This window comes from Dysgonomonas sp. PH5-45, assembly GCF_029893235.1.
Classification (GTDB): domain Bacteria; phylum Bacteroidota; class Bacteroidia; order Bacteroidales; family Dysgonomonadaceae; genus UBA1309.
Map to the genome: position 1 here is coordinate 21,074 of NZ_JARXWE010000010.1, position 20,815 is coordinate 41,888.

A 20,815-nucleotide genomic window follows, 5' to 3' on the forward strand; every position below is an offset into this window, starting at 1 on the left:
AAAAAAGAGCGAAAACCTCTTATCGTATCGGTCTATACTATATCTTTTTAATAGTAAGCCCGCCCCTCAAAAAAACCGGAAAGGGGCAAAGCTTTACCCTTGCCAAATATAACAATCTTTGAAGTTGCCTTCTAAATCTGCGGGTTGGCCGAAGATACCGTAAACCGACGAACCGGAACCCGACATGGAGGCATAAACGGCGCCCAGTTCGTACAGTTTATTTTTTATTCGTTCTATTTCGGGAAACTGTGGAAAGATGCTGTCTTCAAAATCGTTGCGCATCAGTGTTTTCCATTGGTTTATGGGCTTCAATACAATTTCTTTTAAAGACACCTCCGGCTGCTTGGGTTTTATCAGAGCAAAGGCTTCTTTTGTGGAAATGTGTATATCGGGTTTTATCAGAACAAAGTGGTAGCCTTGCAAGGATAGTTCCACGTCTTCAAATAGCTCTCCTATCCCTTTTGCAAAAAGCGGACGGTTATAAATGAAAAAGGGACAATCGGCGCCCAACTTACGAGCCATAAAGGCAAGTTCACTATCCGGTATATTCAGTCTGAATGTTTTGTTGAGCAAAGAGAGCATAAAAGAGGCGTCGGCCGAACCTCCGCCAATACCCGCGCCAAATGGTATTTTTTTTAGCAAATGAACTTCGATGGGAGGAATGTCGTAACTTTCCCTCATCAGCTTTAGGGCTTTTATCACCAAATTATTATCGGGAGGCGAATCGACCTTGATTCCTGATTCCGAAAAACTGTCTTTCCCGTCTGCCAACGGGATTATCTCCAAAGCATCTTTAATGCCGATGGGATAAAAAACAGTTTCCAGATTATGATATCCGTCCTCTCTTTTGGAGACGATATTCAGCCCCAAATTTATTTTTGCATTTGGAAAACAAATCATAATATACTCTCTGTTGCAAGGGGGGTTAAACCAATTTCTTTATAAGCTGTTCCCTATCGCCGTAAATGAAATCAATAATGGGCACTTCTATCATGGTGTATGCTCCCGGCCTTTGTTTCATTGAAGCGCGGGCGGCGGCAACAAGCACTTGGGCTGTAAGCGCAGGGTTGTTTATTTGCATATTGAACTCTATAAGTTGGTTTTGAGTTTTGCCCGAAACGCCTTTGCGGTTCATATGCACTCCGTGTCCCATATCTTTCAGGTTGTCTACATCGTCCACTTGCATTACATGGGTTTCGTCGTGACTGAAATAATCGTCTGCTTTGATGGCTTTAGCCACATCTTCAAACTTATAGCCGTCTTTCACTTCTATATAAACCATTCGGCGGTGAATACCTGTCCCAACGGGAATAGTCATAGAGAGGGCGGCTTTCACGCCTTCGATGGCTTTCACTGCAACGGTGTGGCCCATGCTCATGCCGGGGCCAAAGTTTGTATAAGTGATTCCCTTTGGAGCCATAAATTCCATTATGGAGCGTACCATAGAGTCGGTTCCGGGGTCCCATCCCGCCGATATTATGGATACTTTATTGTTGGCGGTGGCTACTTCGTCCAGTTCGCGGCGCAGGTCAACGATGCCTGTGTGTATGTCGTAACTGTCTACCGTGTTTATTCCTAACGACAGGCATTCCTTTGCATGGGTTTCCACGCTACGGGTTGGTGTACAGAGAATGGCAACATCTACATCGTTTAGTTTGACAATGTTGTCAGTTATTGTGTAATTGCGGATTTCGTCGGGGATGTTTGTCGTGTCGCGGCGAACGATGCCGGCAACTTCAAAGTCGGGCGATGTTTGGATGGCTTCTAACACATGTTTGCCAATATTTCCATAGCCAACAATAGCAGCACGTAATTTTTTCATTGTATATATTGCGTTTTTAATTTTATAAAAAGATGTAAGTTCTATTTTTTTTGTACGACTGATTGTATAACAAACTTTCCTGTGTTTTCGTTTAGCCTACGGCTGACATTCTTTCATGAATTTGTATAGCCATTCCAAAGCCTGAAAATCGTCGGCAAGCCGATCGGCAAACTCTACGGAAAACACTTCGTTGCCGATGGGTATTGTTTTATATACATATATGCCCTTGCGTTGAATCCATTGCTGGTGATATTCGGGCAAATCGTTTGCCAAAGGCCTTTTGTATTCGTCCCCACCCAATAGGAAGCCCCTGTCTAAAACAGTTTCTTGAGTTACACGGCGAAACTCTTCGGCATGGAACGAAACTTCTTCGCGAAACACATCCATGACTTTCTTTTTTGGCATGAAGAGCCCCATTCCCAATATATAGTTGTCGCCGTTTATTTCCATAAAGTAGCCCGGATAGTCTTTCCAGTCGTCTCTCGATACGGGCAACTGAAATGTAATCCACATACAGGTTTTGTAAGGGTCTTTATTTTTTGAGAAACGTACATCCCGGTATATGCGCGACATGGCACGATGCGGACGCAGCTCGAAAGCCGGGTCTATGTTGTACATGGTAGGTGTGAGGTATGTAATCAGCGATTTCAGGGGAGCAACCACTTCGTTGTCGTATACGCTCTTATGGGCATCGAACCACTCTTTGTAGTTGTTTGCCGCCAAGTCTTTGAAAAACCGGATGGTTTCGGGCGAAAACCCTTTGAATGCTTCTATTTTTTTTGCTGCCATAGCACTTCTGTGTGTGTTGTTTTAAATTATTTCCTGCCAAAGTCGGCGGGTATTTCGCCCCAATGGGCGGTTTCCCATTTCAGAATTTGTGTGGTGTATGTATTCTCTCTCAGCCATTTTTCGGCACGTTCTATCAAATCGAAAATAGGTGCGTTTTTTTCTGTCTGTTCGAGTTTTGTTTTGCATTTTTTGTCTTTCACCCATTTTATGGCATTTACGCTGTCGGTATAGATGGGTATAGTCAGGTTTTGTTGTTTGAGCAGGGCAAGGCCATGCACCAAAGCCAGAAATTCACCAACATTGTTGGTTCCTTGCTCAAAAGGGCCTTGAATAAAAATTTGCTCGCCTGTGCGCACATACACTCCACGGTATTCCATCGCACCGGGGTTGCCACTGCATGCGGCGTCTACCGATAGGCTGTCTTTTATTATATTGTGAGTTGCGGTAAAGGGTGTGGGTGTTTTTTTTGCTTGTTGCCCTACATGCTTCCACGGATTGTCTTTGAATGCCTGTTCGGCAAGTTGGCGCGAGGGAAAAGATTTATATATGGCTCCGTCGTAGCCCTCAACTTGGGCTTTGCACTCGTTCCACGAATCGTAAACGCCGGGTTTCACGCCATTCCATACCGTATAAAAGTTTTTCTTAGCCATCTGTTTATCGTTCTTTCTGCCCTGTTGTTCTCGGATCGGCTCCCCACATCAGTTTGTCGCGTATTGTGCCATAAAAGGTGTGATCCAGCCCTTTTACCAGCTTTACTTCGGTTTGGGCTTTCTTTATTGTCAGTTTGGTTTCGATAGGGAGTACAGACGACCGCCCGTCGACCGAAATCAGATAATTACGGTTACGCCCTTCTATCTCCAAACGGATCACACAACTGTCTTCTATAACCAAGGGGCGGGTATTGAGGCTGTGCGGAGCGATGGCGGCAATAATGAAGTTCGCGGCCTTGGGTGTCATAATAGGGCCTCCTATACTCAGCGAATAGGCTGTCGACCCGGTGGGTGTAGATATAATCAACCCATCGGCCTGATAAGATGTCAGATACTCATCGTTGATATAAGCGTTTATGGTTATCATGGAGGCTGTATCTTGTTTCAGCAAAGCCACTTCGTTCAGAGCTACACCTGTGTCGTTGAGGGTGTTGAAGTCGGTCGATACTTGTATCTGCGAACGATGTTCGATACGGTATTTCCCTTCGAACAGATTGTTGAGCATCTCCTCAATGTTTTTTTCGTTAATATCCGCAAGAAAACCCAAAGTACCTGTGTTTATACCTAAAATGGGAATGTTTTTCTTTCCAACAATAGCTGCCGTGCGCAACAGGGTTCCGTCTCCTCCGATACTGAAGGCGAAATCGGCCGAAAAATCATCCCCACCAAAAACCTCGCAATGGGGATAATCGAGTTTAAATTCGGATTGCAGATAATCGAAAAAATCCTTCTGGATACATACCTCCGCTTGGTGTTTGGATAGGCTGCCAAACAACTTGCGGATGGGCATTTCTTGTTGATAGTCGCTTCCTAAAATAGCTATTTTCATTGTTGTAGGTTTCCTGAGAATAATTCAGACACTACTCCCCGAATATGGATATTGAAACAAGATTTCGAAAAATTATGAATTCTTTCCCCCGTCTTGGTTTCATATTCGGCTAATCGTGTTAAATTTGCAATTGCTAATATTTACAAAGTTGAGAAAAAAGTTTGTAGAATAAGCAATTTTGCGTTATTTTTATATGTTATTGATTTTATTTTGAAACGGTTTTTATGACAAAATTGAGCGTAAATATAAATAAAGTGGCAACCATACGTAATGCTCGCGGAGGTAATGTACCCAATCTTGTTCAGGTTGCGCTCGATTGCGAATCTTTTGGGGCTGACGGAATTACGGTTCATCCACGCCCAGACGAAAGGCACATACGCTTTACGGATGTGTATGATTTGAAAGCAAAAATCAGAACGGAATTCAATATAGAGGGTTATCCCGGCAAACATTTTATCGATATGGTAAAAAAAGTGAAGCCGGCTCAGGTTACGCTCGTGCCCGATGCTCCCGATGCTATTACATCGAATGCGGGGTGGGATACAAAAACGAACCAGAGTTTTTTGAGCGAGGTGGTCGAAGAGTTTTCGCAGGCAGGTATCCGTACATCTATTTTTACGGGAACGGAACCCGAAATAATAGAATATGCCGCTAAAATAGGAACAGACCGCATAGAACTCTATACCGAGCCTTATGCTGCCGATTATACCAAAAATAAGGAAGCGGCAGTAGCACCTTTCCTTGAAGCGGCAAAGCTGGCAAAAAAACTTGGGTTGGGAATAAATGCCGGACACGATTTGAGTTTACAGAATTTGAATTATTTGATAGCGACAATTCCTTGGATCGACGAAGTTTCGATAGGGCATGCCCTGATTAGCGATGCTTTGTATTTAGGGCTGGAAAAAACGATAGCCTCGTACAAGAATTGTTTGAATATATAGAGTGGCGCCTCCCGCCGTACTAACCAAACAGGATATGAGATTTGCCAAAGAAAGAAATACAGGAATATTAGGGGCATGTGTGGTACACTTGCTTCTGGTGGTTTTTCTGTTACTTACATACATAAAGCCTATTGCCGCCGATTTAAGGCCCGATAAGATAGAAGGCGTGCCCGTTATGTTTGGTAACGTAGCCGATGCTTTTGGCGATGACGAACCTTTTGGGCGGGGCGATGGCACTTCCGCGGCCAATGTCGATTTGTCGGAACCTAATCCGCCTTCGGTTATTGCCGAAGAAACAAGGAAGGCTTTACCCTCGGCAACCACAAAAACACCCAGCTCGTCGCTGACCCAGAGCATGGAAAAAACAATTGCCGTGAAAACCGAGGCCGAAAAGAAAGCCGACGAAAAAAAACGATTGGATGCCATAGAAGCCGACCGCAAGCAGAGAGAGGCTGCCGAAGCAGCTAAAAAAGCAAGGGCCGAGGCCGAGCAAAAAGATAATATCAACAAAAAGGTTGGCGGATTGTTGGGCTACGGAACCGGTAGCGGAAGCCGAGGCAATACTCATGGTACAGGAACACAAGGCGTACCGACCGGTAATGCCAGCCACGGAAAAACGTCGGGCGTTGGCGGTTGGGGTAGTTATGACCTTGGCGGGCGTAACGTTGGTTCGAGCGGATTGGTGAAACCCACTTATTCGGTAAACGATTACGGAACGGTAGTTGTTGATATAACGGTAGACCCCAAAGGGAATGTTATATCTGCCTCCATAGGCCGTGGCACTAATACACCCAATACAACTTTGCGCAATGCGGCTATACGGGCGGCACAGCGAACAAAGTTCAATACTGTATCAACTCTGGGAAATCAGAAGGGAACAATTACATATAAGTTTAACCTAAACTAACTGTATAACGATGAAAGATATATTTGTATTTCTGGTTACCGGCTTCGAAGAGATTGAAGCTTTAGGTACTGTCGATATTTTGCGTAGAGCCGGTTTAAGTGTAAAAACGGTTTCGCTCGAAGATACGAAACAAGTTGTGGCCAGTCATCAGGTGCCTGTTGTTGCCGATATGATGTTTGGGGATGTTGATTTTTCGCAGGCCGAACTTTTGGTTTTGCCGGGTGGTACACCCCGTATCAACGACCACGGAGGACTTAAAAAAGAAATTCTGGCATTTTACAATAGCGGAAAGAATGTTGCCGCCATCTGTGCCGCTCCGATGGTTTTTGGAGGCTTAGGCATACTTAACGGACGTAAGGCTACATGTTACCCCGGATTTGAAAAATACCTGACAGGCGCTATTCTCGAAACCGACAAAGCGGTTGTGGTTGACGCAAACGTGATTACAGGCCGTGGCCCGGGGCTAACCTTCGACTTTGCTTTGCAGCTTGTTGAAACAGTGTGCGGCAAAGTCAAACGCGACGAAGTTGCGGCAGGACTGCTTGTAAAATAATGAACAAAGAAATTGCTTCCGCGCAATGAAAATAAATTTGAAGAGGCTGTCTCAAAAGTAGGATTGCACTACCAAAAGTGCTACTTTCTTTTGTCATTCTGAGTGTAACGAAGAATCCCTACCCGTTGGTAGGAGATGTTTCATTATAGTTCAACATGACAAAGGATACAAGAAAATACTTCTGAGGCAGCCTCTTTGTTTATGTAAACAACCTATTAAAATAAATGAACCGACAAACTCCCTCATATACATTCTGCAAAGAAGAGCGTTTGTGCAGTAATAAGCAGATTGATTTGCTTTTTACCAGAGGGCAGTCGTTCATAGCTTACCCTTTGCGGGTGGTGTATATGCTCCGCTCGGGCGATGATATCCCAAGGGTTGCGATACTGGCAAGTGTATCGAAAAAAAAGTTTAAAAGAGCCGTTAAGCGCAACCGAGTGAAGCGTTTGATACGGGAAAACTACCGTCTCAACAAGTCGGAGTTTCAGGCTGTGGCTCATGCCTTGGGGCAATCGGTTGATATAGCATTTCTGTATCTGAAAGACGAGTTGCCCGATTTCCATGAAATAGAAAAAGCTATCTTAAAAGCTGCTGCTGTACTGAAACAAAGAACAGTAACCGAAAACAGAAAGAAAGAAGCGTGAAAAAAATACTTTCCAAAATACTTTTGGGCTTGGTATATTTCTATAAATATAGCATATCTCCTTTGTTGCCAGCAGCTTGCCGCTACACGCCAACCTGTTCGGAATATGCGGTAGAAGCGATCAAAAAACACGGGCCTTTCAAGGGCGGCTGGCTTGCCGTGAAGCGCATTGCCCGTTGCAATCCGTGGGGAGGTCATGGGTATGACCCTGTGCCGTGATATACCCAAAAAACTTATGAAAAGAATAGAAACGGAAATATAGAAAAACTCTTATGGTAGGAACATCCATCCTCATTATCATTGCGGTTTATTTTGGCTTGCTGTACACAATATCGTACTTCATCGGTAGGCGTCATACCGACAACGATGCTTTTTTTCTGGGCAACCGCAAATCGCCGTGGTGGTTGGTGGCAATAGCCATGGTGGGGTCGTCAATATCGGGGGTAACGTTCGTTTCCGTGCCCGGACAAGTGGGTGTGCTCGATATGACCTATATGCAAATGGTGTTGGGCTTTTTTGTCGGTTACCTGATTGTTGCCTATGTGCTACTGCCTCTATACTATAAACTGAATCTGACAACCATTTACGAGTATTTGCACAAACGTTTGGGATTTCAGTCTTACCGCACAGGGGCTTCGTTTTTTATCCTCTCTAAAGTGGTGGGTGCTGCCGTGCGTTTGTATCTGGCTGTGATGATTTTGCAGGCACTTGTTTTTGCCCGGTGGGGTGTTCCGTTTTGGGTAACGGTTACGGGGGTACTCCTGCTGATATGGATTTATACACACAAAAGTGGGATAAAAACCATTCTCTGGACAGACCTCCTGCAAACAAGTTGCATGATAGGGGCCTTGATCCTGATAATCTGGCAAGTGGTAACCCAGATGGATCTTAGTTTTGGTGAGGCTGTGGCTACAATAGCAGACAGCAAACATGCCCGTATTTTTGTTTTTGACGATTGGGGCAGCAAACAGAATTTTGTAAAGCAGTTCTTGAGCGGTATATTCATCACTATCGTTATGACAGGTTTAGACCAGAGCATGATGCAGAAGAATCTGACTTGCAAAAATCCGAAAGATGCCCAGAAAAATATGGTGAGTTATGGTTTTGCCTTTATTCCTATAAACTTCCTGTTTCTTTGCTTGGGTATTCTGCTTTTGGCTTTTGCCACACAAAAGGGAATAACTTTGCCCGAAAAAACCGACCAGATACTACCCATGCTGGCTACCGAATATTTGGGGCTTCCGGTGTTGATATTCTTTACGATAGGTATTATAGCAGCGGCTTTTGCCAGTTCCGATTCGGCGTTGGCCGCGCTCACAACTTCGGTTTGTGTAGATTTGCTCGATATTGGTAAGAAAAACGAGGAGGAGGCAAAACGAATACGCAAAAGAGTACATATTGGCATGAGTGTGGTTTTCATTTTTGCCATACTGATAATAAATGCTCTGAACAGCACTAATGTATTGGATGCAATCTATACCAGTGCGTCGTACACATACGGGCCTCTGTTGGGGTTGTTTGCCTTTGGCTTGTTTACACGGCGTGCCACCAAAGACAGGTTTGTTCCTTACATCTGCGTAGCTTCGCCTTTCCTTTGTTTTGGCATAACGCTTTTGCTGGAACATTTTTATGGCTATACGATGGGTTACGAACTTCTGATGATGAACGGCTTCCTGACCTTTGCGGGATTGATGGCGATGTCGTCTAAGCAACGAACAGCTAAGCTTAAATTATAATTTAGATAAAACATATATATACATACGCTATGTCTTTTACCAAACTAATAGCATCGGCCCTTGGGCTGAGAGAAATGCAGATAGAAAAAACCGTAGCCTTGCTCGAAGGTGGAGCCACAATCCCCTTTGTGAGCCGGTATCGTAAGGAAGCTACGGGAGGGTTAGACGAAGTTCAGATCGCAGCCGTAAAAGATTGGAACGATAAGTTGAACGAGCTTCAGAAGCGCAAACAGACTATACTGAAGTCGATAGAAGAACAAGAAAAACTTACACCCGAACTTAAACAGCGTATCGAAAGTTGTTGGGATTCTACCCAGCTTGAAGATATTTACTTGCCTTACAAACCGAAACGGCAGACCCGTGCCGAAATAGCCCGCAAAAAAGGGTTGGAAGGTTTGGCAAAACTGATTATGGCACAACAGAATATTGATGTTGAAGCCAAAGCCTACGCCTTTGTGAAAGGCGATGTAAAAGACGTGACGGAAGCCATTGGCGGTGCTTGCGATATTATTGCCGAGTGGGTGAGCGAAGACGAATATGCCCGTAATGCTATCCGTAACCTTTTTCAGCGTGAGGCGGTGATAACATCGCGGCTGGTGAAGGGAAAGGAAGAGGAGGGCGATAAATATCGCGACTATTTCGAATTGAGCGAACGGCTTACCCGTTGCTCTTCGCACCGTCTGTTGGCAATGCGCCGGGGTGAGGCCGAAGGATTCTTGCGGGTAAGTATATCGCCCAACGAAGACGATGCTCTGGAGCGTTTGGATAAACGTTTCCTGAAAGGCCGTAACGAAGCTGCCGATTATGTAGCCGATGCCATAAAGGATGCTTACAAGCGTTTGCTGAAACCTTCTATCGAAACGGAATTTGCAGCCTTGTCGAAAGAAAAAGCCGACGAAGAAGCTATCCGTGTGTTTACCGAAAATCTGCGTCAATTGCTTCTTGCTCCTCCTTTGGGTCAGAAACGTGTTTTGGGCATTGACCCCGGTTATCGCACAGGCTGTAAGTTGGTTTGCCTTGATGCGCAGGGTGGTTTGTTGCATAACGAGACAATTTATCCGCATCCACCGCAGAATGAAAAGGGAAAAGCCGGCAGCAAGGTTGTCAAATTGGTTTCGACCTACAACATAGATGCCATTGCTATTGGCAACGGTACGGCAAGCCGCGAAACGGAACAGTTTATAACCAATCTGCGGTACGAAAAGGAAGTACAGGTATTTGTGGTTAGCGAAAACGGGGCTTCCGTCTATTCTGCTTCGAAAGTGGCGCGCGAAGAATTTCCTGAATACGACGTTACGGTGCGTGGCGCAGTTTCGATAGGACGTAGGCTGATGGATCCGTTGGCCGAACTGGTAAAGATAGACCCCAAGTCGATAGGAGTGGGGCAATATCAGCACGATGTAGACCAAGGAAAGCTGAAAAGGTCGCTCGACCAGACCGTAGAAAGCTGTGTAAACCTCGTTGGGGTAAACGTGAATACGGCAAGTAAACACCTGCTGACTTACATATCGGGTTTGGGGCCTGTTCTTGCACAAAATATTGTGGATTATCGCCAAGAGCATGGAGCCTTTGGCAGTCGCCGCGAACTGATGAAGGTGGCACGCATGGGCGAAAAAGCCTTTGAGCAGTGTGCCGGATTCCTCCGTATTGCCGATGCTAAGAATCCGTTAGACAATTCGGCTGTGCATCCCGAAAGTTATCACATTGTGGAGGCAATGGCCAGTGATTTGAATTGTACGGTGGGAGATTTGATACAGGATAAGAGCTTGAAGTCAAAGCTCGATTTGAAAAAATATGTGTCCGATACGGTAGGCCTGCCAACCCTCAACGACATTATGCAGGAGTTGGACAAACCGGGACGCGACCCCCGTAAAAAGATTCAGGCTTTCGAGTTCGACCGCACCATAAAAACAATCGACGACCTGCGCGAAGGCATGGTTCTGCCGGGCGTTGTGACCAATGTAACCAACTTTGGCTGTTTTGTAGATGTAGGCATCAAGGAAAACGGACTGGTACATATATCCGAACTTGCCGACAGATTCGTTTCAGACCCTACCGAGGTGGTTTCCCTGCACCAGTATGTACAAGTCAAGGTACTGTCGGTCGACGTAGCCCGCAAACGTGTTCAACTATCAATGAAAGGTTTGAATTAGTTTCTCTGTTAATATAAAAAAATAGGAAAATACTAATACTCCATAGCCTTTACCACTATGTGGAATAAGTTATGGTTTTATAAATTTACCGTACTGGTGAGTACCTATATTGCTTATCCTATAAATGTAAACTCCTTTGGGTAAATTATGAGCGTTTACTGTTGTTGTGGTTTCGTTTAATTCAAAATCCATCACAAGCCTACCATTAACATCGTATAATTGAAAAAGAGCAGGAAAATTACTTCCCATATTTATTTGCAAGGCATCGTTTGTGGGAATGTATTGTATCTGGGCTATATTATTATCTCTTTTTTCTTCAGATATGGAAGAGGATATTGGTTCTGTTTCAAAGCAAGAAGTACAGCCCTCACTCAGATACTTTATTTCATCTCCTTGCTTCATACAGATAAGCCTTCCACCCTGTCCTCTACCTGAACCATCCGTTATATAACGAATGGGAAGGAAAAATAATCCGGATGTAACTCCAATTCCATCAATGAAATAAGACTCACCTATTCCAACTGTTGAATAATCGATTTCTCCGTAATCTAAAGGCGAAACATTCTCAAATGTGGGTTGTTTGGCTAAATAATCCCAGCCCATTAATGGCTTTTTAATTATAAAATTTAAATCTAAATCCTTCCAATCAGAATCATACATCAGGAATTCATCCAATTCCTCTTGGTTCTTGTTGTCAGCGGGTTTTATATAAACTTTCGTGCCTTCTTGTCTTATTCCGCCTACATAAATATCTCTGCTGTTAATAGTCAGTATGGTATCATTCAGCAGATAGAGTTTTTGATACTCCATATCATTAACGATAGTATCGCCCAAAAGTCCGTAAATATATTGCTCTCCCTTTTTCCAATCAATGTCATAAAGGTGTATTACCCATATAGCATCCGATTTTGGAAAAGCGCCGCCTTCGTTAGCTAATGCTGTTGCCGCATATCCTTGCAGCAAAAAAATACAGGCAAAGAGTTTTAATAAATGTGTTTTCATAGTGATTGTCCTTTAAGATTATTGCGCAATAATAGTAAATTTTAAGTTAATAACAAAATTATACCGCCAATTATATCATTTTTTTTATAAATTTACCGTACTGGTGAGTACCTATATTGCTTATCCTATAAATGTAAACTCCTCCGGGTAAATTATAAGCGTTTACTGTTGTTGTGGTTTCGTTTAATTCAAAATCCATCACTTGCCTACCATTTACATCATATAGTTGAAAAAGAGCAGGAATCTTGCTTTCTATATTTATTTGCACGGCATCGTTTGCAGGGGTATACAAAACATGGGCTATATTGTCTTTCTTGCTCTCGGATATGGAAGAGGATATTGGTTCTGTTTCAAAGCAAGAAGCACAACCCTCACTCAAATACTTTATTTCATCTCCTTGCTTCATACAGATAAGCCTTCCACCCTGTCCTCTACCTGAGTTATCTAATATGAATTCGAATGGCATAAAAAATAGTCCGGATGTAGCTCCTGTTCCTTCAACCAAATAATAATAATAATAATAATAAAAATCTGAATAATCAATATCCCAATATTCAATAGGAGCCACATTCTCAAATGTTGGCTGTTTGGCAAAATTATACCAGCCCATTGGTGGCTTTTTGATTATAAGTTCTGTACCATCCCAGTTAAAGTCGAACATCAGGAATTCATCCAATTCCTCTTGATTCTTGTTATCAGCGGGTTTTATATAAACTTTCGTGCCGTCTTGCCTTATTCCGCCTACATAAATATCTCTGCTGTCAATAGTCAGTATGGTATCATTCAGCAGATAAAGCTTTTGATACTCCATATCATTAACGATGGTATCGCCCAAAAGTCCGTAAACATACTGTTCGCCTTTCCATTGATCTACATCAAACAGGTGTATTACCCATATAGCATCCGATTTTGGAAAAGCGTCACCTTCGTTAGCTAATGCTGTTGGCGCATATCCTTGCAGTAAAAAAATACAAACAAAGAGTTTTAATAAATGTGTTTTCATAGTGATTATCCTTTAAAATTATAGTACAATAATAACAAATTTATCGGAAAATATCTTAAATAATAGGGGTTAATCTACTATCCGGATGCCCAGATTTGTGAGCAGCCCCCATAACCCGTCGCGCGAGAATTTAGCTTTCTTTATATAGTTTTCGCGTGGGTCTATGATATAGTTCCGTGCGGTAGAAAAATCGGCGGCTTTGAGGTTCGATTCGTCAAAGATGGCCTCCGTGAGGTCGCAACCATCAAAAATTGCCCCTTCGAGCATTGTTTTTGAGAAGTCGACCCCTTTCATGCTACATTTCAGAAATGGAGTTTTGGGTATCTTCATTTGTGCAAATGAGCTGTAATCGAGTATGCAGTTCGTGATGTGTATGCTGAAAACAAACTTATTGCAACGGTCGAACTTTATGCCCATCAGTTTTGAATCTACGAAAACGGCATCCGACAGTTGTGTTTCTTGCAGGTTGCACATCGAAAGGTCGCACCCCGAAAAGTTGCAATCAATAAATTTGCAGTTCGTTATGTCGTTACCCGCGAAGTTACATCCACTGAAGTTGCACCCGTAAAACTCTGTGCTATCTATTTGTTTTTCCGAGAAGTTTTCTTTCTCGAAGGTGGCATTTTCGTATAATTTTTCGTCAAGATACATTGTTATATTATTTTTTCTATTAGCCAATAAAGATACTCTTTTTCTGTGGAAAGGGCTTACAATTGTTTTAGAGGATTAATAAATTAGAATAGGAGTTAATTTTTTGAAGATATAAACATAATTAAGTACATTTAAATTGTTTTGCAGACAGTAAAATTAATGAGTAAACCATAGAAGAATATCATGACAACCTTCAAAAAAATAGTTCTGTTTCTTTTTGGCATTGTTTTGGTTGTTTTTGGCAATCGTGCGGCAATAAACACAATGTTTGGCGACAATAAAGAGAACAAAGATGCCGGAACGGATACAACACCCGAACCAGTTCCCCCTCACGATTCATTACCTAAGCCGGAGGTGGCCGAGAAAGTTCCGGCCGAAGCGCAGGAACAGTCACAATCGACCGAAGATTTGCACCACCCTGAGGCAACAGGAAAGGAAAAGAAAGAGGCTTCTGTGAAAAAAGAAGTAAAGCCCGAAGCCGCACCCGAAGAGGTGAAAAAGAAAGAGGAGATAAAGATAGAACCCGAAAAAACGGAAGAAGCAACAGGAACTGAATGAGCCATCGTCTGTATAAAACGCAAACCCGGTTTTTGTTTCATGCCCATATAAAACTCAAATTTTCGGCTTTTTATGGCGATGAACTTTTTGACGAGCTATTTGCCGTTCTGGAGGAGGCAGACAGGTTGTACAATTCTTATTCGCCCGGCTCATTTATCAGCAAAATTAATAGGGAAGCCGGTGCGTTTGCCGATGCGGATAACGAAACCGTTGGTATCTTAAAGCAAGTAAAGGAAATCTCCGATATTTTTAACGGAGAATATGACATTACCATTATGCCCCTTATCCGCTTGTGGGGATTTTATAAGGATGAGGGCAGAACCATACCAACTATCGAAGAAATAGAAGAAACTAAAAAACTGGTCAACTATAAACGAATAGAAATAAAGGAAAACCAGGTGAAAATAGACAAGGGACAAGAGTTGATAACGGGTTCGTTCATCAAAGCATACGCGGTAGACCGCATGGTAGACCGTATGCGGCAGATAGGTGTACAAGACGCAATAATCAACGCCGGAGGGAGTACCATTAAAACCCTGACCGACGAGGGACACCCCTTTTGGCAGGTTTTGGTGAAACACCCCGAAAAAGAGAATGAAATGTTCAGGCTGAAACTGTCTGGCCAGTGTTTTTCTACTTCTGCCCAATCTAAAACCTTTGTGGAGATAGACGGCAGACGATACGGACATATAATAAGCCCGAAGAGCGGTTACCCCTCGGAGAACAAACAGGTGGGTATCGTTTCGGACGATTGTTTTACGGGCGATGCTGTTTCTACGGCCCTGTTTAATCTGTCGGGCAAAGAGTTTTTAAATAAAATGGAATGCTTATCGCCTCAGTTTAATATAGAGGGTTTTATGATAGATGGCAGCGATACGGTTTTTTATACCGAAGGTTTCAAAAAATATATAATCGGTTAATCGTTATGATGAACATTTTTTCGGCAAAGAGCAAAACCAAGAAACAGAAAATAACGGATCTGAAAGATCCTGCCGTTTTTCGTGTGCCTTTGCTACAACATATAGGTAACGCCGCCGAGCCTGTTGTCAGTGCAGGCGATGCGGTGAAGCGTTATCAACTGATAGGCCGGGCAAACGGCCCTGTTTCGGCAAACGTACATTCGCCTGTGTCGGGTGTTGTTATAGGGATACGGGAATGCCCATTAGCCGATGGACAGATAGTGCCAGCCATTGAAATCGAAAACGATTTTAAATATACCGAACTTGAGCATCCCGACAGTGATTTAGAAAAATTATCGGGCAAAGATATTCTGGAAATCATTGAAGAAGCCGGAGTTGTGGGCGAGGGTGGTGCAGGCTTCCCTACACATGTGAAGTACGACGTTAAGGATAAAAAAATTAAGACTTTCATCTTAAACGGAACGGAGTGCGAGCCTTATCTCACGTCCGATTATTCGTTGATAGACCAATTCCCAAGTCGCCTGATTATAGGCGCTTTATTGATAAATAAGATACTGAAAGCCGAGGAAATAATTATCGCCATCGAACATCAGAATAAAGACCTGGTGGGCAAGCTGCATGAACTGATAAATAAGCCTGAAAACAAAGCGTTTAAAATAAAAATACTGCCCGACCAATACCCGCAAGGCGGTGAGTTACAACTCATAAAGTCGCTGACGGGTATAGAAGTGAAACGGGGCGGACTGCCTGCCGATAAAGGGGTAATTGTGAGCAATGTTGGTACGGTTATAGCCGTATTTAATGCTGTGGCACGTCACAAGCCTTTGGTGGAGAGGGTTATCACGGTTTCGGGCGACAACTTGCAAGGGGCGGGTAATTATATGGTGAAGATTGGAACACCGGTGTCGCATATCGTTGAGGTTTTAGGTTTAGATGTTCAGAAACAAATAGTTTTGGGTGGCCCTATGATGGGAAAACAGGTGACAAACTTTTCCGTTCCTATCCAGAAAGGAAGTTCCGCTGTGCTTTCTTTCCAGGCGAAAGTTGTTCAGTACACCAACTGCATATCGTGCGGCTATTGTGTGGATATATGCCCCATGCGATTGATGCCGTTCAAATTTGCCGAGTATTTCAGAAAAGAAATGTATGCTTCGATGAAGACGTATAACCTTAACGAATGTATTGAATGCGCGGCGTGCCAATATATATGTCCGTGCAACGTGCCTTTGATGGAAAGTATAAAAAACGGAAAGGCCGAACTAAATAAGTTTAAGTGATGAAAAACGAACAAAATATACAATTCCCTCCATTTGTTAATGCACGCGATAATGTGCGTAAGGTGATGATGGATGTCGTAATTGCTTTGCTTCCTTGTTTGGCAATGTCGTATCTGGCATTTGGTTTTATACCCTTGCTGGTGGTATTGGTTGCGGTGGGGAGTACTGTTGCTACCGAGTTTTTGTTTTCGAGTTTCTTTTTAGGGAGAAAAGATTCCGTAAGCGATGGCTCGGCTATCGTTACAGGTGTGCTGCTGGCTATGACCCTTGCTCCGTTCACTCCGTTGTATGTAGTGGCCTTTGGGGGGGCGATGGCTGTAATATTCGGCAAACTGGTTTTTGGCGGTTTAGGGCGAAACTTCTTGAATCCTGCTCTGGTGGGGCGCGAGTTTATGACTGTTTTTTTTCCTGCGGCGATGACTTCGGGAGCTATATGGTTTAATAAAGAACATCTGAATTATTCTGACTTAAACATATTCGGTGCATTTGGCAATAACGGTATTGTTGAGTATCTGAACAGCTTGTTTTTTAAGGCATCGGGTGCTATTGGCGAATACTCAATCTTTTTTATAGTATTGGGAGGAGTGTATTTACTCGTCAAACGCCGTATATCGTGGCATATACCCTTTGCCTTGCTTGTGGTGTTCTTTGTTATGCTATGGATTTTTGAAGGTAGCAATCCCCGGTTTTCGATGGGAGGTTTGCTGTTGGGAACAATTTTTATGGCAACCGATATGCCCTCAAGCGCATCCACAAAAGGTGGTAAGTTGTATTATGGAGCAATGATTGCCGTTGTGGCAATGATTTGTATACTGAATGGAGTGAGGTACGAGTATATGTCGTATTCCATTCTTTTGCTCAATGTTTTCAACCGCCCTATAACTCTTACCTTTCAGCCTCGGGTATGGGGTAAAAAACACGATTGGTTCCGTATTCTTGGGCGCTTTGTAATGATTACAGGCAGTATTGTAGGCCTCACGTATATAATCATATTTTTGCACAATCACGATTGCATTAAATATTTGCTGTTTGCTTATATTGTGGGGGCAATCCTTTATTTTGTGAAAAAAGGATATTCGCCTAAATGGTCGTAAACGATTCAGATAATTTATTCGTAATTTTACAACAGAATTTTTAACGATAAAATAAACTTGTATTATGAGTGTTTTGAAAATAGTTGCTACAATAACCGTGAAAGCGGAATATAAAGAAGATATGATAAAAGTATTGCACGAGGTTGTAGACAAAACAAGGCAAGAGGAAGGCAACATATCGTACGACCTGAATGTGAGTGTCGAAAATCCTTTGCGGTTTGTTATACTTGAAGTTTGGAAGTCGGCCGAGGCTATCGAAACGCACAACCAGAGCGCACACTTCAAAGCTTTTGTAGATGCCATAAAAGGACGTATTGAAAGCTTGGATATAGAAACCATAACCCCCATTTACTGATAAGTAAGATGCCGAATTATTTTCTCATGGGTGCGCCGTGGCGGTTTTTAGGAATTGTTATATCCGTTTGCTTCGTTTTGCTTGCCTGCGAAAGTGTGGTTAACGACAATGAACCGCCCCGAATATCGGAAGTAATTCCAACGGAAGGCCAAACGCTTTATATAGGTGGGAATAATGAGTTTAGAGCCACTTTTTCGGACAACGAAGGCTTGTCGTCGTACATGATTTATATCAATGCTGTGGATGAAACAGAAGACAGGCCGGATAGCCTTTGGCTGGATTTCAAAAAAACAGGGAACAAGGTTATAACCAGCCAACGCGAGGTTTCGGTGGTTCAACTTCTGAATATACCAGAAACACAGCAGGACACAACCCAAATGAATACATATCTTCCCGTTGTTCCGGGTAAGTACAACATGAAAGTTATGTGTATGGATATGGCCGGAAACAGAGATTCGCTAGTCTGCCCCGTCACTTTAGTGTATGCCAAAGATGCTGTATCGCTGGCTGCTCAGTGACTCCTCTTTACTTTCTTTGGTCTTAGTTCTTTCAGCAGGTGTTTAATGGCTGCAATGGGGTGAACGAGTATCATTCTTGGGCCTGAAAAACGCATCACTTCTTGCATCTGTACCTTCATAGACGGTTTGTAACAATGAACAGGGCATTGCTTGCAGGTGGGCTTATCTTCTCCATAAATACATTTTTGCAGCCGTTGGTGCGCGTAGGCCTCCAATTCGGAACACGAATGGCACAGCCTGCCTTTGGGTGAAGAGTGTTTGGCAGAGCAATAGACCGATATCATCAACGAAACAATTTTTTTCTCGCTACTATTCATTGCTGTCTTGGATTTCGCCTCTCAGTGTTTTGGCTATCAGAAGATGTTCTTCGGCCAACTCTGCATTACCGACATGGGTATATGCTTCGGCCAGATATTCGTGGCATGAGGCATGATTGGGTTTCAGGGCGGCGGCTTTGTCGAGGTCGGTCACGGCAAGGTCGTATTCTTTCAGTGCCAGTCGGTTCTTCCCCCGGTTGTACCATGCTTTAAAGAGTGCGGGACTGAGCTTTACGGCGGTGTTGAAGCATACGTCGGCTTCGTAATAATCTTTTTGGTCGTATAGGGTTACACCCTTTCGCACCCATGCGTCCACGTAAGTGGGGTCAAGGTCGAGCGCCTTGTTGAAGTTGGCAAGTGCTGCGCGATGGTCTTTGTAGGAGGTTATGCACTCATTGCCAAGTAGGTAATATTCTTCGGCATACCGTTTCATAGACAAGTTCTGTTGGTGTATGCGCTCTTTCAGCTCCTTGTTCTGCTGCTTCAGGGTATTAATAATGGTCAGTTTTTTTCGGATAAAACGCCTGTGCAGCGGTTTCTCTATCTCGTATCGGGCATGGATAGCCTTAAAAAATGTATCGACAAACTCACCAAAGTTACCAACATCGTACTGAAAAACAGCTTCCGAATAGAGAGTTTCGGCATCCGATTCTTTCAGGGCTTTGTTTATAAGCTGCTGATTATTGAACTGGCGGCTGAATTCCATAATCTCGTTCCGTACAAAAACATCTCCCCGTGCCACCGGTTTGCGCAGTACGATTCCTTCGAGCGAGGTACAGCGGCTCAATGCAACATAAGCCTGTCCTCCACTGAATGTACCGCCCGTAAAATCAACAATAACCCTACTGAAGGTTAATCCTTGACTTTTGTGTATGGTTATAGCCCATGCCGCTTTCAGCGGTAGCTGGGTGAAAGTACCGATGATTTCTTCTTCTATACGGTTTTCTTTTTCGTTGAATTTATAGCGGTAGTTACGCCATGTTTCGAGGTCTACCATCACTTCCTTGCCGTCTTCCATCCGGACATAAACATTCTCCATATCGTCTATCGAGGAGATTATACCCAGCGAACCGTTCACCCAGCGGCGAGGCCATTGCAGGTCGTTACGGATGAACATAACCTGTGCGCCTTCTTTCAGCACAAGCTCTTTGGCTGTGGGCAGGCTGCTTTCGGGGAAGTCGCCGTCAATCACCCCCTTGCTTACCAAGGGCGACAATGTCAGTTCGTTCATCTTTTGCTCGTTGATGGCATCTACATTGTCGCGACGGGTGGCAAGGGTGATATACATTTCCTCTGTGGGAGGGTTGAATGTTGGTTGGTAACGGGTATTGAGTTTACGTAGGTCGGTACTGTCGGCAGTATTGTTGCGTATGCGGTCTAAAACGGCTATAAACTCTTTGTCTGTTTGGCGATAGATCTTCGTGAATTCGATAGGAAGCAAAGCCACTTCTCTGAAAACGTTTGCCGAAAAGAAAAACGGATTTGGGTAGAACCGCTTGATGATGTCCCTCGAATCGCTGGTTACAACCGGCTCGAGCTGAAAGATATCACCTACAAACACTACTTGTTTTCCGCCGAAAGGCATGCGCATATTGCCCGAATATACACGTAGAATGCGGTCTATGCAGTCTACCATATCGGCACGCACCATCGACACCTCGTCTATGATAATCATTTCGACCTGCTGGATAAGCTTGCGATGGTCTTTCTTATATTTAAAAAAATCGAAAATGCGCCCTCCAACCAAACTGAGGTCGGGGTCGTCGGGCATCATCGGGCGGAAGGGCATCTTGAAAAACGAATGCAGGGTCGATCCGTTGGCATTGATAGCCGCAATACCGGTAGGAGCCAGCACAACGTACTTTTTACGGGTGGTTTGGCACAAATATTTCAAAAAAGTAGATTTGCCCGTTCCGGCTTTCCCTGTCAGGAATACCGACTGGCGGGTATGGTTTATCAGTTTCAGGGCATTCTGAAACTCCCGGTTTGCGGTATCGAGTGGTGTTGAGGTCAAGCGGATATTTGTTTTGCGATTTC

The 20,815-nt window shown here is 43.6% G+C and carries 23 protein-coding genes; 13 read left to right on the forward strand and 10 right to left on the reverse strand.

Annotated features, from left to right (window positions below):
* Positions 1-93: 93 nt before the first annotated feature.
* The 5 genes from ispE to M2132_RS05335 form a co-directional block, all read right to left on the reverse strand.
* A complete protein-coding gene (ispE, locus tag M2132_RS05315; RefSeq protein WP_280672059.1) occupies positions 94-900 on the reverse strand; it encodes a 4-(cytidine 5'-diphospho)-2-C-methyl-D-erythritol kinase in 807 nt (268 codons plus the stop codon).
* Between the two features lie 25 nt (positions 901-925).
* Positions 926-1,822 carry a diaminopimelate dehydrogenase gene (locus M2132_RS05320; protein ID WP_280672060.1) on the reverse strand — a complete coding sequence of 299 codons (897 nt, stop codon included), beginning with the start codon at positions 1,820-1,822 and terminating at the stop codon, positions 926-928.
* Positions 1,823-1,918: 96 nt separating this feature from the next.
* Positions 1,919-2,611, reverse strand: a complete 693-nt coding sequence (locus M2132_RS05325; protein ID WP_280672061.1) for a DUF2461 domain-containing protein — start codon at positions 2,609-2,611, stop codon at positions 1,919-1,921.
* A 26-nt stretch (positions 2,612-2,637) separates the two neighbouring features.
* Entirely contained in the window at positions 2,638-3,261 is a 624-nt protein-coding gene (locus M2132_RS05330; protein ID WP_280672062.1) for a ribonuclease H family protein, read from the reverse strand.
* Between the two features lie 4 nt (positions 3,262-3,265).
* Positions 3,266-4,150, reverse strand: coding sequence for an NAD kinase (locus M2132_RS05335; protein WP_280672063.1), 885 nt, complete (start codon positions 4,148-4,150; stop codon positions 3,266-3,268).
* A gap of 224 nt (positions 4,151-4,374) precedes the next feature.
* Here M2132_RS05335 and M2132_RS05340 point away from each other — a divergent pair, with 224 nt between their 5' ends.
* From M2132_RS05340 to M2132_RS05370, 7 genes are all read left to right on the forward strand, one after another.
* Complete coding sequence (locus M2132_RS05340; RefSeq protein WP_280672064.1) at positions 4,375-5,091, forward strand: pyridoxine 5'-phosphate synthase; 717 nt, start codon at positions 4,375-4,377, stop codon at positions 5,089-5,091.
* Between the two features lie 34 nt (positions 5,092-5,125).
* Positions 5,126-5,998 (forward strand): energy transducer TonB, encoded by an 873-nt coding sequence (locus tag M2132_RS05345; protein WP_280672065.1) that lies wholly within the window; start codon positions 5,126-5,128, stop codon positions 5,996-5,998.
* Between the two features lie 10 nt (positions 5,999-6,008).
* On the forward strand, positions 6,009-6,551 hold the full coding sequence (locus tag M2132_RS05350; RefSeq protein WP_280672066.1) for a DJ-1 family glyoxalase III: 543 nt from the start codon (positions 6,009-6,011) through the stop codon (positions 6,549-6,551).
* A 224-nt stretch (positions 6,552-6,775) separates the two neighbouring features.
* On the forward strand, positions 6,776-7,195 hold the full coding sequence (gene rnpA, locus M2132_RS05355) for a ribonuclease P protein component (RefSeq protein WP_280672067.1): 420 nt from the start codon (positions 6,776-6,778) through the stop codon (positions 7,193-7,195).
* Positions 7,192-7,413, forward strand: a complete 222-nt coding sequence (yidD, locus tag M2132_RS05360; protein WP_280672069.1) for a membrane protein insertion efficiency factor YidD — start codon at positions 7,192-7,194, stop codon at positions 7,411-7,413. The genes rnpA and yidD overlap by 4 nt, the downstream gene beginning before the upstream one ends.
* 53 nt (positions 7,414-7,466) lie before the next feature.
* The gene (locus M2132_RS05365) at positions 7,467-8,930 is read left to right on the forward strand and encodes a sodium:solute symporter (protein WP_280672070.1); all 1,464 of its coding nucleotides are present in this window, start codon (positions 7,467-7,469) and stop codon (positions 8,928-8,930) included.
* A 29-nt stretch (positions 8,931-8,959) separates the two neighbouring features.
* Positions 8,960-11,083: a Tex family protein gene (locus M2132_RS05370; RefSeq protein ID WP_280672071.1), complete on the forward strand. Its 2,124-nt coding sequence runs from the start codon at positions 8,960-8,962 to the stop codon at positions 11,081-11,083.
* A gap of 69 nt (positions 11,084-11,152) precedes the next feature.
* Here the strand turns inward: M2132_RS05370 and M2132_RS05375 are convergent, their stop codons facing one another.
* From M2132_RS05375 to M2132_RS05385, 3 genes are all read right to left on the reverse strand, one after another.
* Entirely contained in the window at positions 11,153-12,085 is a 933-nt protein-coding gene (locus tag M2132_RS05375) for a T9SS type A sorting domain-containing protein (RefSeq protein ID WP_280672072.1), read from the reverse strand.
* A 70-nt stretch (positions 12,086-12,155) separates the two neighbouring features.
* Entirely contained in the window at positions 12,156-13,088 is a 933-nt protein-coding gene (locus M2132_RS05380; RefSeq protein WP_280672073.1) for a T9SS type A sorting domain-containing protein, read from the reverse strand.
* Between the two features lie 69 nt (positions 13,089-13,157).
* Positions 13,158-13,739 (reverse strand): pentapeptide repeat-containing protein, encoded by a 582-nt coding sequence (locus M2132_RS05385; protein ID WP_280698221.1) that lies wholly within the window; start codon positions 13,737-13,739, stop codon positions 13,158-13,160.
* A 183-nt stretch (positions 13,740-13,922) separates the two neighbouring features.
* On the opposite strand from M2132_RS05385, the gene M2132_RS05390 reads away from it, so the two are divergent.
* From M2132_RS05390 to M2132_RS05415, 6 genes are all read left to right on the forward strand, one after another.
* Positions 13,923-14,297: a hypothetical protein gene (locus tag M2132_RS05390; RefSeq protein ID WP_280672075.1), complete on the forward strand. Its 375-nt coding sequence runs from the start codon at positions 13,923-13,925 to the stop codon at positions 14,295-14,297.
* The gene (locus M2132_RS05395) at positions 14,294-15,217 is read left to right on the forward strand and encodes an FAD:protein FMN transferase (RefSeq protein ID WP_280672076.1); all 924 of its coding nucleotides are present in this window, start codon (positions 14,294-14,296) and stop codon (positions 15,215-15,217) included. The genes M2132_RS05390 and M2132_RS05395 overlap by 4 nt, the downstream gene beginning before the upstream one ends.
* 5 nt (positions 15,218-15,222) lie before the next feature.
* Entirely contained in the window at positions 15,223-16,494 is a 1,272-nt protein-coding gene (rsxC, locus tag M2132_RS05400) for an electron transport complex subunit RsxC (protein WP_280672077.1), read from the forward strand.
* Complete coding sequence (locus M2132_RS05405; protein ID WP_280672078.1) at positions 16,494-17,588, forward strand: RnfABCDGE type electron transport complex subunit D; 1,095 nt, start codon at positions 16,494-16,496, stop codon at positions 17,586-17,588. Before rsxC ends, M2132_RS05405 begins: the two co-directional genes overlap by 1 nt.
* A gap of 64 nt (positions 17,589-17,652) precedes the next feature.
* On the forward strand, positions 17,653-17,943 hold the full coding sequence (locus M2132_RS05410) for a putative quinol monooxygenase (protein ID WP_280672079.1): 291 nt from the start codon (positions 17,653-17,655) through the stop codon (positions 17,941-17,943).
* 8 nt (positions 17,944-17,951) lie between these two features.
* A complete protein-coding gene (locus M2132_RS05415) occupies positions 17,952-18,461 on the forward strand; it encodes a DUF4625 domain-containing protein (RefSeq protein ID WP_280672081.1) in 510 nt (169 codons plus the stop codon).
* Here the strand turns inward: M2132_RS05415 and M2132_RS05420 are convergent.
* A complete protein-coding gene (locus M2132_RS05420) occupies positions 18,455-18,778 on the reverse strand; it encodes a nitrous oxide-stimulated promoter family protein (RefSeq protein WP_280672083.1) in 324 nt (107 codons plus the stop codon). The two genes, M2132_RS05415 and M2132_RS05420, sit on opposite strands and share 7 nt — an antisense overlap.
* A complete protein-coding gene (locus M2132_RS05425) occupies positions 18,771-20,792 on the reverse strand; it encodes an AAA family ATPase (RefSeq protein WP_280672085.1) in 2,022 nt (673 codons plus the stop codon). Before M2132_RS05425 ends, M2132_RS05420 begins: the two co-directional genes overlap by 8 nt.
* Between the last annotated feature and the right edge of the window lie 23 nt (positions 20,793-20,815).

Bases quoted from the DNA above. Each gene is read 5' to 3' on its own strand.
- M2132_RS05395 (WP_280672076.1), top strand. From the start codon at position 14,294: ATGAGCCATCGTCTGTATAAAACGCAAACCCGGTTTTTGTTTCATGCC.
- rnpA (WP_280672067.1), top strand. From the start codon at position 6,776: ATGAACCGACAAACTCCCTCATATACATTCTGCAAAGAAGAGCGTTTG.
- M2132_RS05375 (WP_280672072.1), bottom strand. From the start codon at position 12,085: ATGAAAACACATTTATTAAAACTCTTTGCCTGTATTTTTTTGCTGCAA.
- rsxC (WP_280672077.1), top strand. From the start codon at position 15,223: ATGATGAACATTTTTTCGGCAAAGAGCAAAACCAAGAAACAGAAAATA.
- M2132_RS05345 (WP_280672065.1), top strand. From the start codon at position 5,126: ATGAGATTTGCCAAAGAAAGAAATACAGGAATATTAGGGGCATGTGTG.
- ispE (WP_280672059.1), bottom strand. From the start codon at position 900: ATGATTTGTTTTCCAAATGCAAAAATAAATTTGGGGCTGAATATCGTC.
- M2132_RS05340 (WP_280672064.1), top strand. From the start codon at position 4,375: ATGACAAAATTGAGCGTAAATATAAATAAAGTGGCAACCATACGTAAT.
- M2132_RS05330 (WP_280672062.1), bottom strand. From the start codon at position 3,261: ATGGCTAAGAAAAACTTTTATACGGTATGGAATGGCGTGAAACCCGGC.
- M2132_RS05320 (WP_280672060.1), bottom strand. From the start codon at position 1,822: ATGAAAAAATTACGTGCTGCTATTGTTGGCTATGGAAATATTGGCAAA.
- M2132_RS05350 (WP_280672066.1), top strand. From the start codon at position 6,009: ATGAAAGATATATTTGTATTTCTGGTTACCGGCTTCGAAGAGATTGAA.
- M2132_RS05365 (WP_280672070.1), top strand. From the start codon at position 7,467: ATGGTAGGAACATCCATCCTCATTATCATTGCGGTTTATTTTGGCTTG.
- M2132_RS05415 (WP_280672081.1), top strand. From the start codon at position 17,952: ATGCCGAATTATTTTCTCATGGGTGCGCCGTGGCGGTTTTTAGGAATT.
- M2132_RS05420 (WP_280672083.1), bottom strand. From the start codon at position 18,778: ATGAATAGTAGCGAGAAAAAAATTGTTTCGTTGATGATATCGGTCTAT.
- M2132_RS05405 (WP_280672078.1), top strand. From the start codon at position 16,494: ATGAAAAACGAACAAAATATACAATTCCCTCCATTTGTTAATGCACGC.
- M2132_RS05385 (WP_280698221.1), bottom strand. From the start codon at position 13,739: ATGTATCTTGACGAAAAATTATACGAAAATGCCACCTTCGAGAAAGAA.
- M2132_RS05370 (WP_280672071.1), top strand. From the start codon at position 8,960: ATGTCTTTTACCAAACTAATAGCATCGGCCCTTGGGCTGAGAGAAATG.
- M2132_RS05335 (WP_280672063.1), bottom strand. From the start codon at position 4,150: ATGAAAATAGCTATTTTAGGAAGCGACTATCAACAAGAAATGCCCATC.
- M2132_RS05410 (WP_280672079.1), top strand. From the start codon at position 17,653: ATGAGTGTTTTGAAAATAGTTGCTACAATAACCGTGAAAGCGGAATAT.
- M2132_RS05390 (WP_280672075.1), top strand. From the start codon at position 13,923: ATGACAACCTTCAAAAAAATAGTTCTGTTTCTTTTTGGCATTGTTTTG.
- M2132_RS05380 (WP_280672073.1), bottom strand. From the start codon at position 13,088: ATGAAAACACATTTATTAAAACTCTTTGTTTGTATTTTTTTACTGCAA.
- M2132_RS05325 (WP_280672061.1), bottom strand. From the start codon at position 2,611: ATGGCAGCAAAAAAAATAGAAGCATTCAAAGGGTTTTCGCCCGAAACC.